The organism is Paenibacillus sp. KS-LC4, assembly GCF_036894955.1.
Lineage (GTDB): Bacteria > Bacillota > Bacilli > Paenibacillales > Paenibacillaceae > Pristimantibacillus.
In genome coordinates this window covers 4,268,423-4,282,476 of the sequence record NZ_CP145905.1, presented here as the reverse complement: position 1 = coordinate 4,282,476, position 14,054 = coordinate 4,268,423, and the positions used below count along the sequence as shown (strand labels likewise).

Annotated in this window: 10 protein-coding genes; 7 read left to right on the top strand and 3 right to left on the bottom strand. The window is 50.4% G+C overall.

The window, feature by feature from the left end:
* Positions 1–5 precede the first annotated feature (5 nt).
* Both V5J77_RS18015 and V5J77_RS18010 read left to right on the top strand, forming a co-directional pair.
* Positions 6–1,109, top strand: a complete 1,104-nt coding sequence (locus V5J77_RS18015) for an ABC transporter ATP-binding protein (RefSeq protein ID WP_338552186.1) — start codon at positions 6–8, stop codon at positions 1,107–1,109.
* Positions 1,073–1,999, top strand: coding sequence for an ATP-binding cassette domain-containing protein (locus V5J77_RS18010; protein ID WP_338552185.1), 927 nt, complete (start codon positions 1,073–1,075; stop codon positions 1,997–1,999). The genes V5J77_RS18015 and V5J77_RS18010 overlap by 37 nt, the downstream gene beginning before the upstream one ends.
* 399 nt (positions 2,000–2,398) lie before the next feature.
* Here the strand turns inward: V5J77_RS18010 and V5J77_RS18005 are convergent.
* From V5J77_RS18005 to V5J77_RS17995, 3 genes are all read right to left on the bottom strand, one after another.
* Positions 2,399–3,549 (bottom strand): IS3 family transposase gene (locus V5J77_RS18005; RefSeq protein ID WP_338552184.1). Its coding sequence is split into 2 segments (ribosomal slippage): positions 2,399–3,276 and positions 3,276–3,549, totalling 1,152 coding nucleotides; the frame shifts between segments, so codons are not numbered across the junction.
* A gap of 157 nt (positions 3,550–3,706) precedes the next feature.
* Positions 3,707–5,497 carry an IucA/IucC family protein gene (locus V5J77_RS18000; protein ID WP_338552183.1) on the bottom strand — a complete coding sequence of 597 codons (1,791 nt, stop codon included), beginning with the start codon at positions 5,495–5,497 and terminating at the stop codon, positions 3,707–3,709.
* Between the two features lie 28 nt (positions 5,498–5,525).
* Positions 5,526–6,755, bottom strand: a complete 1,230-nt coding sequence (locus V5J77_RS17995) for an MFS transporter (protein WP_338552182.1) — start codon at positions 6,753–6,755, stop codon at positions 5,526–5,528.
* A gap of 231 nt (positions 6,756–6,986) precedes the next feature.
* On the opposite strand from V5J77_RS17995, the gene sbnA reads away from it, so the two are divergent.
* The 5 genes from sbnA to V5J77_RS17970 are packed head-to-tail and all read left to right on the top strand — an operon-like array spanning position 6,987 to position 13,974.
* Entirely contained in the window at positions 6,987–7,982 is a 996-nt protein-coding gene (gene sbnA, locus V5J77_RS17990; protein WP_338552181.1) for a 2,3-diaminopropionate biosynthesis protein SbnA, read from the top strand.
* 38 nt (positions 7,983–8,020) lie between these two features.
* On the top strand, positions 8,021–9,040 hold the full coding sequence (gene sbnB, locus V5J77_RS17985) for a 2,3-diaminopropionate biosynthesis protein SbnB (protein ID WP_338552180.1): 1,020 nt from the start codon (positions 8,021–8,023) through the stop codon (positions 9,038–9,040).
* On the top strand, positions 9,031–10,281 hold the full coding sequence (locus V5J77_RS17980) for a type III PLP-dependent enzyme (RefSeq protein WP_338552179.1): 1,251 nt from the start codon (positions 9,031–9,033) through the stop codon (positions 10,279–10,281). The genes sbnB and V5J77_RS17980 overlap by 10 nt, the downstream gene beginning before the upstream one ends.
* Positions 10,278–12,095 (top strand): IucA/IucC family protein, encoded by a 1,818-nt coding sequence (locus tag V5J77_RS17975; protein ID WP_338552178.1) that lies wholly within the window; start codon positions 10,278–10,280, stop codon positions 12,093–12,095. Before V5J77_RS17980 ends, V5J77_RS17975 begins: the two co-directional genes overlap by 4 nt.
* A 4-nt stretch (positions 12,096–12,099) precedes the next feature.
* Positions 12,100–13,974 (top strand): IucA/IucC family protein, encoded by a 1,875-nt coding sequence (locus tag V5J77_RS17970; RefSeq protein ID WP_338552177.1) that lies wholly within the window; start codon positions 12,100–12,102, stop codon positions 13,972–13,974.
* Positions 13,975–14,054: the final 80 nt, after the last annotated feature.

Below are 14,054 nucleotides of genomic sequence, written 5' to 3'. Positions count from 1 at the left end.
ACGTGATGAGCGAGATGGTGCTTTCAATCCGTCATTTAGCGATATCGTTTCAAACAGCGAGCGGGCTAGTTCATGCGATACGCGGAGTGGATCTCGAATTGCGCAAAGGGGAAACGTTAGCGATTGTCGGAGAGTCTGGCAGCGGCAAGTCCGTTACGGCAAAAGCGATTTTGCGAATTTTGAGCAGCAATGGGCTAATAAATGCCGGCTCTATTCTTTTTCACTACGAGGAACAAGGCAAACGAATGACCAAGGATTTGCTCAAGCTATCGCAAAAGGAAATGCGCTCGCAAATGAATGGCAGGCGTATTGCCATGGTGTTTCAAGATCCGATGACGTCGCTGAACCCGACGATGACGATTGGCAATCAAATTATGGAGAGCATGATCATTCATTTGAAAAAAAATCGCGCCCAGGCGCGGAAGCGAGCGCTAGAGCTGTTGCAGCTTGTGGGCATAAGCGATGCTGAGAAGCGGATGAGATGCTACCCGCATCAGCTGTCTGGCGGTATGCGGCAGCGTGTCGTTATTGCCATGATGCTTGCCTGCGACCCCGAGGTGCTCATCTGTGATGAGCCAACGACGGCGCTTGATGTGACGATTCAGGCGAAAATTTTAGAGCTGATTAAAACGATCCAAGCTAAAACGGGCATCTCTGTCATCTACATTACGCATGATTTAGGCGTTGTTGCGAAGGTGGCCGACTATGTGGCGGTCATGTATGCGGGAAAAATCATTGAGCGGGGGACGGTAGAGGAAATTTTTTATGATCCTCGTCACCCTTATACGTGGGGGCTGCTTTCCTCTATGCCTGACATGGGCTCACCTAATGAAAAGCTGTATACGATTCCTGGCAGCCCGCCGAATTTGCTGCATCCCATTACTGGAGATGCCTTCGCACCGCGCAATGTCCATGCGCTCAACATTGATTTTAAGCTGGAGCCGCCTATGTTTAAAGTGTCGGATACACATTACGCCGCAACATGGCTAATGCATGAGAACGCTCCGAAAATCGAAATGTCGGAGTCGTTAAAGGCGAGAATAAATAGGGTGGCGAAGGAGGCGGAAAGCGAATGGGAAGAGAAGCTATTTTACGAGTTGCAGATTTGAGGCAGCATTTTAAAGTGAGCAGGCAGTATACGGTTAAGGCGGTTAATGGGGTTTCCTTTGATATTCATGCAGGGGAAACCTATGGACTTGTAGGAGAGTCGGGCAGCGGCAAATCAACGATTGGGCGAACGATTATTCGGCTGTATGAGCCGGCGGCAGGCACGATTTCTTTTCAGGGCACAGATATTTCTGGCACGCTGAAGGAGAAGGAGCAGAGGCTGCTGCGCACCAAAATGCAAATGATTTTCCAAGATCCGATGGCCTCGCTTAACCCTCGAAAAAAAGTCATCGACATTATTGCACAGGGGCTGGATATTCATAGACTGTACCGCACAAAGCAGGAGCGCCGTCAAAAGGTGGAGCGTATTCTCGAGAAGGTGGGGCTGTCGCGTGAGCATGCGAATCGTTATCCACACCAGTTTTCGGGTGGGCAGAGGCAGCGCATAGGCATAGCCCGGGCACTCATTATGGAGCCGGGGCTTATTATTGCAGACGAGGCGATCAGTGCGCTTGATGTGTCGATTCAGGCACAGGTTGTAAATTTGCTCAAGAGCATTCAGGAAGAAACGAACACGGCCTTTTTGTTCATTTCCCACGATTTGTCGATGGTTAAATACATTTCCGATCGAATCGGGGTCCTGCATTTAGGCTATTTAGTCGAGACGGGCACGACGGAGGATATTTTTGAGCGTCCCGTACATCCGTATACGAAGTCGCTCCTGTCCGCGATTCCCCACGCCAATCCGTTGAAGGAAAAAACGAGAGTTGTTTTGTCCTACGACTATGCCAGCAGCGGGCTTGATTATGCGAGAGGGACGGAGCAGGTCGTTTCGGCGACTCACAGCGTGCTTGCTACGGAGGAGGATTTTTTACGGTGGACCGGCAAATAAATGAAAGCACACAGTCTGCGGTAATGGGCGCCGGTAGTATAGATTGCAATGAGCGGCCTGTTCTAGCCAGTTGCTGTCTGCCAGCTTCTGTTGGCTAATTGTCGCGCTTACAGCTGTTATCCCCTTAGCTCAGAAGAACTACAGAAACAGAAACAGGAACAGAAATAGAAAGATAAAGAAGCAGATAAAGAAACAGATAAAGAAACAGATAAAGAAACAGATAAAGATAAAGATAAAGATAAAGCTCTGAGCTTTCTGAGCTAAGGGGATAAGTGCTCAAAGCGCCGCGAAGCCTATGTCTATGCTCGAAGTCCATACAGGGTGAAAGTGAAATATAGCCTGTCCTTTCGTCATCCGGAACTGACCCCCGTTTTTGAGACAAGGATCAAAACACCTTAACTAAACAGCCAGTTGCCGGTACTTACTAGGCGACTGGTTATTTAGTTTCGTTTGAATACGAATGTTGTTATAATAATCAATGTAGTCTGTGACCGTCTGTACAACGATTGCCGTCGTTGTACAGGTCAATCGGTCGAGATAGAACGTTTCGCACTTGAGGGTGGCATGAAACGATTCGATGCAGGCATTATCAGCGGGCGTTCCTTTACGGGACATGCTCATGGTAATGCCTTTTCCTTTTACCGTTTGTTGATAGGCGGCGGAGGTATACACAGAGCCCTGATCACTGTGTAGCATACAATCTTCTGGCAAAGTTGGAAGCTGGCTTAAGGTATCCAGGACAAACGCTGTGTCTTGGGTATCTCCAATCGTTGCAGCAATAACCTCACCATTAAATAAATCGAGAATGCTAGAAAGATACAGCATTTTAGGTCCATATGGCAAGTAGGTAATATCTGTAACTAACTTTTGTAAGGGCTTGTCTGCTTTGAACTGACGTTTGAGCAGATGATCCGCGACATAGGTAGGTGCCCCTGTTTGTTTACGCTTCTTGACTTTCACCTTGCATTGCAAGCCTTCTCGCTGCATGATACGCTGAACCGCTTTATGATTGACAGGGGTCTCCTCACTCAAACTAGCCGTAATTTTACGATAGCCATAGCGAAACTTGTGTTCCACGCAGAGTGTCCGAATACGTTCTGTAAGACGCTCATCGCTCTTGTTCACAGGCTGCTTTCTCCAACGATAATAGCTTGCTCTTGAGACGCCCAAGAGTTCACATAAGCCTTGAATACTCATTTGTGACTTGGAAGTCTCGATGAAGGCGATTATGATTTCTGGGACAACCCACTCCTTTTCATGGTGTTGTACTTTTTTAAAAGTTCAATTTGTTGCCTTAGAAAGCGATTCTCCGTTTCCAGCCTTGCTGCCTCTGAATCATATTTAGGCCCTTTCCCATAGCTATACTGCTTGCCCACAGGCTGCTCCAGTCGATGGGCTTCGCCCTGCTTATACCATTTCATCCACACCTTTAGCTGCGTGTAATTCATGATGTTCAACTGCTCCATAACCTCTTTTACAGGAACCCCGGCTAATCGCAATTCGATTGCCTTCATTTTCACCTCTACTGGATAGCTGACCCTTGTCCCCACGTAAAAAACACCTCCAAGTTGTACAAGTATTTTACAACACTCGTCATTTCAACTTAAAGGTGTTTTGATTTGTCTCACGTTATGGGGTCAGTTCCTCCTTTATGATGACTGCGGGGACAGGCTTTTTTATGTGTAAACGGTAAACCAGGTTCTTTGATTAGGCATCTATCCGCATCGGGTTTGGTATTTCCACGTATAATGGCGTTTCTCCGCGCTGATGAAAACGGCTAAGCAAATTTGCCTTTGCTGGGAGTGTAGCGCTGGTCAATAAATCCTGAATGAGGTTGTGCATCAGCGCAAGGGAGGAGGCTTGCTTGATTTCTAGCAGCACGTCGCTCACGATGCTCCAGTATATCTGCTCCTTCTGCCCGCTGTAATATGAAATTCGCGCAATGAGATGAGAGAGATGATTAACGAAAAAATAATATTTTAGGCGATGGCGAGCTTGCTCCTCTGTATAAAGAACAGGACTGTCCTCCCGCAATAGGGTGTTGATCCAGCCCCGCTGCTCGGCGATTTCGACGTTAAGGCTAATGCCCTCAAGGTCTCGAACATAAAAGATGCCCGGCATGCCTTGATGCAAGCGCAGCATGGCATTTTGTACATGCGCTTCAAGGCTAATGCCCGTTTCGGCGTATAAATGCAGCAGCGGCTTCATCGACAGGTGCAAATATTGGTGCAGCCAGCTCGTCCAATTAGGCTGCATAGGATGAAGCGCTTGACGAACCGCTCGGAACAAGAGGGGCTCGCTATGTCCAGGCGGTACCTCCAGCAGGGATGCGATGACAAATGGCGGCTCCTCCAGCGACGTGCATTCTTGCGGTGCTTCACGCACAATCATGGAGAAAGCAGACATGATTTCCTCGTTCAGGCTTTGCTCAGCCTCAGGTAAATGCAGCGTGCGATAGCCTTCCTCTAACAATAGCTTAAATGATGCCGTCGTATAATCCTCTCGAATAGCCTCTATCGCTCTGGAGGCATCAAGCGTGCGCAGCAGCTGCTCAGGGGTGTTCTCGCGAATAAAATTCGTAATTCGGATATGCAGCGACAGCTTGTAAAAGCAGGACTGCTCCGGGCTCCATACCGTTCGGACAGATGAAGTCGGGTATACGAGGGGGCCAGTCTCTCCTAAATCGACAAGCCGTCCCTGCTCCAGCAATTTTTGCACAGGCGCAAGGCTGCGGACGTATTGCGCCTGCCAAGGATGGCAGGGCAGAAGGACATAATCACTGCTCGCCGCGCCAAGCTTCGCGGCGGCTGCCGCTTTCATCGCTGGTGGAATCCACGCGAACGGCTCCTCATTCGTCTGCCCCTCAAGCCAATCCTCCGCGATATATTCAGGTGCCGCAGCGAAGCAGTGAAGCGGAAAGGCGGCTCCAAATTCCGGCGAATAGGCCTTAGAATCATCATCGTTGAAGCCTTGCAGGCTTTTTGGCGTCGGATGAAACGGATGTCCACATAGCAGCGCCTGCTCCAAATAACGAAAATCGAGAGGGTGCTCCCCCTGAGCTTGCTCCTGCTCCGCTGAATAATCCAAATAATGCTTCATACGCTGCTGGCTATTTTGAATAAGAGCTTCAAGCTCGGTTCTTTTTTGCGATTTGGACGTGGATTCAGCTTCGACGAAGCTGATTTCATTTAGCACGAGCTGAATAATTTCGGCAAATGTGCTTTGGTTCCACTGCTGCTCCACCTGTGTGTAAAAATGGTCTCCAAATACGTGATGCCCGCCAGCGGACAAATGCAGAATAGTTCCATAAATGCCAAGCTTGGTGTGCGGCAGCCAAACGACACACGTGATGTCAGGATGAGGGAGGGAAACCTGACTTGGCTCGAATTGCCCCGACTCGCGAAGATAGGCATTCAATAAGCGGCTGATGCTTTCCTTCTCTGAGCGCTGAGTAGAGGGGCTTACTACAGATTGTTGGCTTAATTGAGCTTGCGACATACTGGACTAGCTCCTTTCAGATAATGATTTAATGGGCAGAAAAACGATTTTGCCGCCGAATAGGGGCAGCGGGAAGCCAGACCAGCATGGCGCCCAGCAGCATAAAGCCGCCCATAACCAAAAAAACGGAGGACAGGCCTAATTGGGCTCCAATGAAGACGCCGATGGTTGGACCGGTTATTTGCCCTGCCATGAGAAGGCTATTCGTGGCTCCAATTCTAACGCCTCGATCATGGTCGGATGAGGTTTTGAGGACGGACAGCATGACCGTTTGCAATAAGGCACTGTAAAAAAAGCCTTGCAGAAAGCGGACAATAAATAGCCAAACAACGCCAAAGGGCAGCGTCTGGGCCATAATGCAAAGCGCACATAACAGTCCGGCTGCGGTAAAATTACGCGCGGGCTGGTGGGTATCATTTCTTTTACCCCACCAGGGGCCGCCTGCCAATTCTCCGGCTGAAGATGCAGCGATGAGTATGCCTACCGCTGTTGCCGCTGTAGCGGGGGAAGTAAGCAGCTCCCGCATGTACGGCGTGAAAATGGTAAAGGTGGCGAAGTCTGCAAGCTTAAACAAAATGCCCGCCGCAATAAAGGAGCGTGCCGCCGGATGCTTCAGCAGCGCTGCAAAGGCAGCGAATATGCCGCTTCGTTTCGCAGCGGAGCTCTCCGCTTTCGGTTTTTCCTGTGCAGAGCCGGGTAAAACGAAGGCAGCAACGAGGGCAAATAAAGCGGTTAAGGAGGCGGTTATGAACAGCAGGGAGCTGCTTCCCCATGTATGAACGCAAATACCTCCAAGCAGAGGTCCGACGAGTAAGCCGGCAGCGGACGCGCGTTCCATTTGCCCAAGCGCGAGGCCCTGCTTTTTAGCCGGAGCGTGGGTTCCGATGAACGCACTGCTCGCGTCTGAGATGCCCCCGAAAGCGCCTTGGCACAGGCGAAACAGGAAAAACTGAAATGGCGTAGCGGCAATGGACATCAAAAACATGCTTAGCGCGAGCCCGAGCAAAGCTCTGACGACCATCCATTTCCGGCTCCAGCGATCGCCAAGCTTGCCCCACAAAGGAGTTAGCAGCGCATAGGAGACGGCTGGTGCAGAGACGGCAAGTCCTGTCCACATGAGCACCTGGGAGGAGCTTCCTGCTTGAAGCGACTCCATGTAGTACGGAATAAACGGGCTGATCCCCGTCAAGCCTGCGCTAGAAAGAAACCTTCCTCCCCATAATACACGCACACTTCTATTCCAAGATAATTGCTGCATAATTACTCGCCTGCCTTGTCTGACGTGATAAATAATCAAATACCACCCAAGATTATCAACAAATATATTTAAAGTCAATGACATTAAAGAAAAATATGCAAAATAAAAATATATTGACAGGTAAATAAAGGAATAGCATAATGTAGCCTATGTCGCATTTTTGAAATTAATAATCATTATCAACTGGGCGTATGAGCGGCATCAAAACAAGAGGAAAGCTGGTGTTCATGCATGGAACAAAACGCTTTGCAGGTTAAAGAAAGGTCGCCGAAAATCGCCAATACGATCATTGATTGCATTGGACGAACGCCGTTAGTTCGCTTGAATTCTCTGTTTGGTTCGCATGGAGCATCTATTTTCGCCAAGCTGGAGATGATGAACCCCGGCGGCAGCATGAAGGACCGTCCCGCCCGCTACATTATCGAGAAGGGGCTGAGGGAAGGAACGATTAAGGCTAATACCCATCTGATCGAGAGCACGTCAGGTAATTTGGGCATTGGTTTGGCTCTCGCAGCCAAGATGTACGGGCTTAAATTTACCTGTGTCGTTGATCCGAAAATTACCTCGACCAATTTACGAATGATTACGTATCTGGGCGCTCAAATCGACATGGTTAAGGAGCCAGATGAATACGGCAGTTATTTGCAATCGCGAATAAGCAGAGTGAAGGAGCTTGTGAGCCAAAATCCCCATGCTTACTGGATTAATCAATATGCGAACCCACTTAACTGGGAGGCGCATTATTATGGGGCAGGAGAAGAAATCGTGGAGCAAATGGACAGCCCAATTGATTATTTAGTATGCGCTGTGAGTACAACTGGCAGTATACTCGGAATTTCACGCCGCGTAAAGGAGGCATTTCCGCGGGCCAAAATTATTGCGGTAGATGCGGTAGGCTCTATTATCTTCGGAACACCGGCTGCACAGCGGGAGCTTCCTGGTATCGGAGCTAATCGCGTCCCCGAATTATTTTCCTCGCTGGAGGTCGATCAGGTCATCCATGTCAATGATCGCGAATCCGTGCAGGGCTGCCGAATATTGCTGGAGCGCGAAGGGATTTTTGCCGGTGGATCATCAGGCTCTCTTGTAGCCGCGCTGCAAAAGCTGCTTCCGACCTTGCCGCCTTCAGCGAATGTAGTAACCGTGCTGCCAGACCGGGGAGAGCGTTATTTGGATACCGTTTACGATGAGCAATGGGTACAGAAGCTGCCGCATGCTCAGCATTAGACCAAGCAACAACACTATGAACAAGGAGTGATTTTAGAATGAGTCAGGTACAGGAGCATGAGATTTTATATTTGAGCAAGCAGCATATTGTGGAGCTTGGCGGAACGCATTCATCGCCATACGTGGCAGCCGTAACTCGGGCGTTTGAGCTTCATGCGAAGGGAGAATATATGCAGCCGCTAAAACCATATTTGCGGGTGAACGGGGATGCAGGCCATATTGCGGATCGTATTATTGCGATGCCTGCTTATGTCGGCGGCGAAGTAGCTGTAAGCGGACTGAAATGGATTGGCAGCAAGCATGATAATCCGGCGAAGCGAGGCAAAGAACGGGCAAGCGCGCTCATTATCTTGAATGATCCCGAGTCCAATTATCCAATTGCCGTTATGGAGGGCAGTCTCATAAGCGGTATGCGCACGGCGGCGGTGACGGTCATTGGTGCCAAGCATTTAGCGAAAAAAGGCTTCGGTGCTGTTTCAGTCATCGGCTGTGGTGTCATTGCGAAGATGCAAATTACAGCCTTGGTAGAGCAGTTCGAGGCCATTCACACCGTTCGTCTATTTGACTTGAATAAGGGAAATGCCGAGCTGCTGGCAGCAGAGCTGCGGGAGCAGTTCAAGCAGGTGGACTTCAAGGTGGAGGAATCCGCTGAGCAAGCCGTTCGGCAGGCGGAGGTGCTCGTTACCGCAACAGTAGCCTCTGCACCGTACATCCCATACGAATGGCTAAGCAAAGGCACGTTCATCAGCAATATTTCGATAATGGATGTGCATAAGGAAGTTTTCGTTCTTGCGGATAAAGTTGTGGTTGATGATTGGGATCAATCCAACCGCGAGAAAAAAACGATAAATCAGCTTGTGCTGGAGGGCAAGTTTTCGCGTGAGCAGCTGCATGCAGAGATGGGCGAAATCGTAATCGGCAGCAAGCCCGGCCGCGAAAACGATGATGAAATTATTTTGCTCAATCCGATGGGTATGGCAGTTGAAGATATTTCAAGCGCGGCGGAAATTTATGCGCAGGCCGTGCGGAAGGGAATAGGTACGCGTCTATGTCTGTAACCTCAAGCGGCGTACATTCAGATATCCAGAGCATCGCTTCGTATATTCAAAAGCTAAAGGCAGAGCAGCCCGGCTTATTATGTGCTTATTTGCGCGATATGGGTGCCTTGCGCAGACATGCAGACGAGCGAGTGCAAACGCTGCCCCGCCGCTGCAAGCTGTTTTATGCCATTAAAGCGAACTCCGAGCACGAGGTGCTTGCTGCTCTCGCCGGAATTGTCCATGGCTTTGAGGTCGCATCGCTAGGAGAAATTAGAAAGGTGCGCGAAATTTCCTCAGAAATTCCGATTTTATTCGGCGGACCTGGAAAGACGGAGGAGGAGCTGGAAGGGGCACTGGAATACGGCGTCAGTCTCGTTCATGTGGAGAGCGGGCATGAGCTGAATAAGCTGAATGCCATTGCGGAAAGGCGGGGCCTTGTGGCTTCGGTTTTGCTGCGCATTAATTTGCGGGGCCCGCTTCCTCAAGCGAAGCTGGCAATGGGGGGCAAGCCGACGCAGTTCGGTATTGACGAGGAAGTGCTGCCGGAGATTGTAGCGCAATTGCAAAAGCTGCAGCATGTCCGCGTGGAAGGGTTCCATTTTCACTCCCTATCGAATAATTTGGATGCGGAGCAGCATGTTCGCCTGGTTGAATATTATTGCACCTTATCCCGGCAGTGGGCTGCAAAATACGGCTTGACCTTAAATTATATGAATGCGGGCGGCGGTATCGGTGTCAATTATGCGGATTTGGAGCAGCAGTTTAATTGGAGCGAGTTTGTTAGCACGCTTGAGCCGATGCTAGATAGGGAGCTGGAGCCTACGACTACCCTCCTGTTTGAATGCGGGCGGTACATTACCGCGTCCACGGGGTATTATGCTGCCGAGGTGCTGGATATTAAGCGGAATCACGGGAAGGATTATGTCATTATTCGCGGGGGCACCCACCATTTCCGGCTGCCTGTCTCTTGGAATCACAGTCATCCGTTCGAGCGAATCGCCATTGAGCATTGGCCGCATTCCTATGAGCGGCCCGCGATTTATAACAGCCGGGCAACAATCGTCGGCCAGCTTTGTACGCCGAAGGATGTGCTGGCACAGGATGTTGAAGTGGAAGAGGTGCGTGTAGGCGATGTGCTGCTATTCCGTTATGCGGGCGCATATGGCTGGGCGATTTCGCATCATGACTTTTTGAGCCATCCGCATCCCGAGCATCTTTACGTGGAAGAGACAAGCCTTATTTTTGGAGGTGGCCAATGAGCCAGATTAGCTTGTCATTGCTGCACTCGAATGAGCTGATTCAGGCGCGAAGGCGGATTTTTCGCCAACTGATAGAATCGCTGCTATATGAGCGAATCGTATCGGGTCCTGCCATTGCAGATGGTGCTGAAACGGAATATGAGCTTCACGGAAAGTCTGATTCTGGCGAGCAGGTCGTGTATCGGTTTAAAGCTTCTCGTAAAAAAAGCTATGGTCGTATCCGTTTGTCGGATGAGCCCGTGTTGCGCTATGCGTCTGGTTGCGCGGCAGAAGCGGATTCTCTCCCGCGGTTTCTACTGGAAATCGCACCGTCTCTAGAGACGACAGAGGCGCTGCTGTCCGTCTTTATCAATGAAATTCAGCAAACGCTGTTGAAGGATGCGATGGCTCTCCAGCAGCTGACGGCAGATCAGCCGTATAAGCCAGTCGATTATGACGACTGGGAGAGCTATGTACAAGCGGGACATCCGTATCATCCCTGCTATAAATCCAGAATGGGCTTTACGCTGGAGGACAATTTGGCCTATGGCCCGGAATTTAAGCCGGAGCTGAGCTTGGCTTGGGTAGCCGTGCATCAGTCGGCTGTTCGATTCTCCATTTCTCATACGCTAGATCTGACCAGCTATATGCAGCATGAGCTCGGAGCGGATTATGCGGCATTCCAAGCGAAAATCGAGGCGCTGGGGAAAAAACCTGACGAGTATACGCTGCTCCCTGTCCACCCTTGGCAGTGGGAGCGGTTTGCGTCTATTGCGTTTTTTGAGCAGCTGGAGCAGCAGGAAATCATTTATTTAGGCTATGGCAGCGATAGGTATGTTCCCCAGCAGTCTATTCGCACACTTAGCAATCTCTCAGATCGGTCCAAGGCTTATGTTAAGCTGCCGCTAAGTATTACAAATACGTCCTCCGGCCGTATTTTGGCGCAGCATACGCTGCTTAATGCGGCGCGCATATCGGATTGGCTGGGCGAGGTGGTGGCAGGCGATGCTTTTTTACGCGATGAACTGCGGCTTATTATGCTGAAGGAGGTGCTCGGTGCTTCTTATCAGCATCAGAAGCTGCCGAATCTGCTTGAGCAAAAGGTTTATGGCACCCTCGGCGCCATCTGGCGCGAAAGTCTGCATCCCTATCTTGAGCCAGGGGAGGAAGCACTTCCGTTCGGGGCTCTATGTTATTTGCAAGCAGACGGGACGCCGGTCATCGAGGAATGGATTCGGAAGCATGGCGTGGAGGGCTGGGTGAAAAAGCTGATCAGCACAACGGTCGTGCCGCTCATTCATCTGCTGTATGCACATGGCGCTGCGCTGGAGTCTCATGCGCAAAATATGATTATTGTGCTGGAGCAGGGGCTGCCGACACGCGTAGCACTAAAGGATTTTCACGATGGCATTCGCTATTCACCGGCTGTTCCCCATCCGCTGGGCTATCCGGATATTATGTATCCGCCAGCCAATCATCAACGCGTCAATCGCAATTCTTTTATTGCGAAGGAGGACGTCAAAGAGGTTAAAGACTTTTTGCTTGATGCGCTTATGTTTATTAATTTAACCGAGCTGGCCTTTTTTCTGGAGAAGCATTACGGCTTGGCCGAGGAAGCGTGGTGGAAGCTGACGGCTGAAACGATCGTGAGCTATCAGGAGAAATTTCCTGAGCTTGGTGAGCGTTTTCAAACCTTTGATCTATTTGCAGCAGAGATCGAGGTGGAGCAGCTGACGAAACGCCGATTGTACGAGGGGCCGAAGGATTGCGTACATAGCGTAAGCAATCCGCTGTATGCCTACCACCCGAAGCATCGCACATTAGCAGGGGAGTGAGAAGATGGAAAACGGTCAGACAGAAGTGTTAACAGCGGCGTCAGTAGAGGGAATGCCAGAGGAAAGCAAGTATGCGCTTGCGATGCGCTCTTCCCATTTTGTTCAAGTAAGACGCCGAATTTTTCGGCAGCTGGTTCAATCCATGCTCTATGAAGGGATTGTGGGCGGCCTGAGGCTGGAGCCGAATCACCGCTGGTCCTGTGAAATTCAGGGGGTGAGCGAAAGCGGAGAGGCGGTCGTTTATATTTGCGGCGGCACACGGCATCTGACATTCGACCGTCTGCGGATGGATGCCCAGCCGCTGCTGCGCAAAATGAATAATAGCGAGGCGGAAGCCGATTCGCTCGCGTTGTTTCTGCTTGAGACTGCTGCTAGGAGCGGAGCAGATGAGGCGAGGACGCTTCATTTTATCCAGGAGCTTGAACAGACGTTAATCAACGATACGCTTGCTCAATATGAACGGCATCAAGCGGCGATCCCCATTCATCAGCAATCCTATGAGGACTGGGAAAGCTTGATTATGGATGGGCATCCGTATCATCCGAGCTACAAATCGCGCATCGGCTTTAATGTTTCGGATCACTCGGCGTATGGGCCGGAGTTTGCTCAGCCCATCGAGCCTATTTGGGTAGCTGTGCAGCGAAAGCTCGCGCGGACAAGCGGCTCAGCGAGGCTCAAAAATGCCTCTTTTGCGCAAATAGACGTTAACGAATGGATCGGCACACAGCTGAGTGAGGGCAGCCGCTCCAAATTTGCGGCTTATCTCACGCAGCTTGGCGTTGATCGAGGCGCCTATGTGCTGCTGCCCGTCCATCCGTGGCAATGGAGCAATAAATTGACCTCGGTATTTGCAGCGCAAATTCGCGAAGGAGCATTGATACCGCTAGGTACGGCCGATGAACGTTACACGGCTCAGCAATCCATTCGTACGCTTGCCAATCGAACGTCTCCCGATAAAGCTTATATCAAGCTGGCCTTGAGTATATTGAATACATCAACCGGCAGAATACTTGCTCCGCATACGGTGGAAAATGCACCGCTCATTACGGATTGGCTGCAAGGCTTGGCAGCTGAGGACAGCTATTTGCGCGACCAACTGCGCGTCATTCTTCTAGGCGAGATTGCGGGCGCAGCCTATGTGAATAGCGGCATACCTGCTGCTTTGCAGCCGCAAGCCTATGGAGTGCTCGCCTGCATATGGCGGGAAAGCCTGCATCCGCAGCTGCTGCCGGAAGAATCGGCGGTGCCCTTCAATGCGCTATGCGCTACAGACTTGAATAGCGCTCCAATTATTGATCCGTGGATTAAGCGGCATGGAGCGGAAAAGTGGCTGCTTGGGCTGCTTGGTGCGAGCGTCCGCCCGATTATTCATTTCCTGTTTGCCCATGGCATCGCTATCGAATCGCATGCGCAAAATATGGTACTGATCCATCAGGCTGGCATGCCGCAGCGGGTGGCGCTGAAGGATTTTCATGACGGCATTCGATTTATGAAGGCGGCTCTCGCCGAGCCGGACAAATGTCCACAGCTTGTGCAAGTGCCGGAATATCATCAACGCGTCAATCGCAATTCCTTTCTGGAAACAGATGATCCGGCTGCTGTGCGTGATTTTGTCCATGATGCCTTTTTCTTTATTAACTTAGGCGAATTAGCTTTGTTTATGGAGCAGCATTACGACTTCTCCGAGGTGAAATTTTGGCAGATGGTGAAGCAGATAATCTTAGAGTATCAGCAGCATTTTCCAGAGCATGCCGAGCAGTTTGAACGATTCTCGTTGTTCGATGCAGTCATAGGCGTTGAGCAATTGACGAAAAGAAGGCTGTTCCCAGATGATGAGCTGCGCATCCATCAGGTACGCAATCCGTTAGCTGATAGCTAATGGTTCATGGATAAAATTAGGTGAATTTTTGCTGGGTATAAAAATAATGCATGATAATGACATCTTATTGCATGGACAGC

What these genes read in the sequence shown, in the direction of transcription:
- V5J77_RS17970 (WP_338552177.1), top strand. Translation starts at nt 12,100, where the DNA reads ATGGAAAACGGTCAGACAGAAGTGTTAACAGCGGCGTCAGTAGAGGGA.
- sbnB (WP_338552180.1), top strand. Translation starts at nt 8,021, where the DNA reads ATGAGTCAGGTACAGGAGCATGAGATTTTATATTTGAGCAAGCAGCAT.
- V5J77_RS17980 (WP_338552179.1), top strand. Translation starts at nt 9,031, where the DNA reads ATGTCTGTAACCTCAAGCGGCGTACATTCAGATATCCAGAGCATCGCT.
- V5J77_RS18010 (WP_338552185.1), top strand. Translation starts at nt 1,073, where the DNA reads ATGGGAAGAGAAGCTATTTTACGAGTTGCAGATTTGAGGCAGCATTTT.
- V5J77_RS17975 (WP_338552178.1), top strand. Translation starts at nt 10,278, where the DNA reads ATGAGCCAGATTAGCTTGTCATTGCTGCACTCGAATGAGCTGATTCAG.
- V5J77_RS17995 (WP_338552182.1), bottom strand. Translation starts at nt 6,755, where the DNA reads ATGCAGCAATTATCTTGGAATAGAAGTGTGCGTGTATTATGGGGAGGA.
- V5J77_RS18000 (WP_338552183.1), bottom strand. Translation starts at nt 5,497, where the DNA reads ATGTCGCAAGCTCAATTAAGCCAACAATCTGTAGTAAGCCCCTCTACT.
- V5J77_RS18015 (WP_338552186.1), top strand. Translation starts at nt 6, where the DNA reads ATGAGCGAGATGGTGCTTTCAATCCGTCATTTAGCGATATCGTTTCAA.
- sbnA (WP_338552181.1), top strand. Translation starts at nt 6,987, where the DNA reads ATGGAACAAAACGCTTTGCAGGTTAAAGAAAGGTCGCCGAAAATCGCC.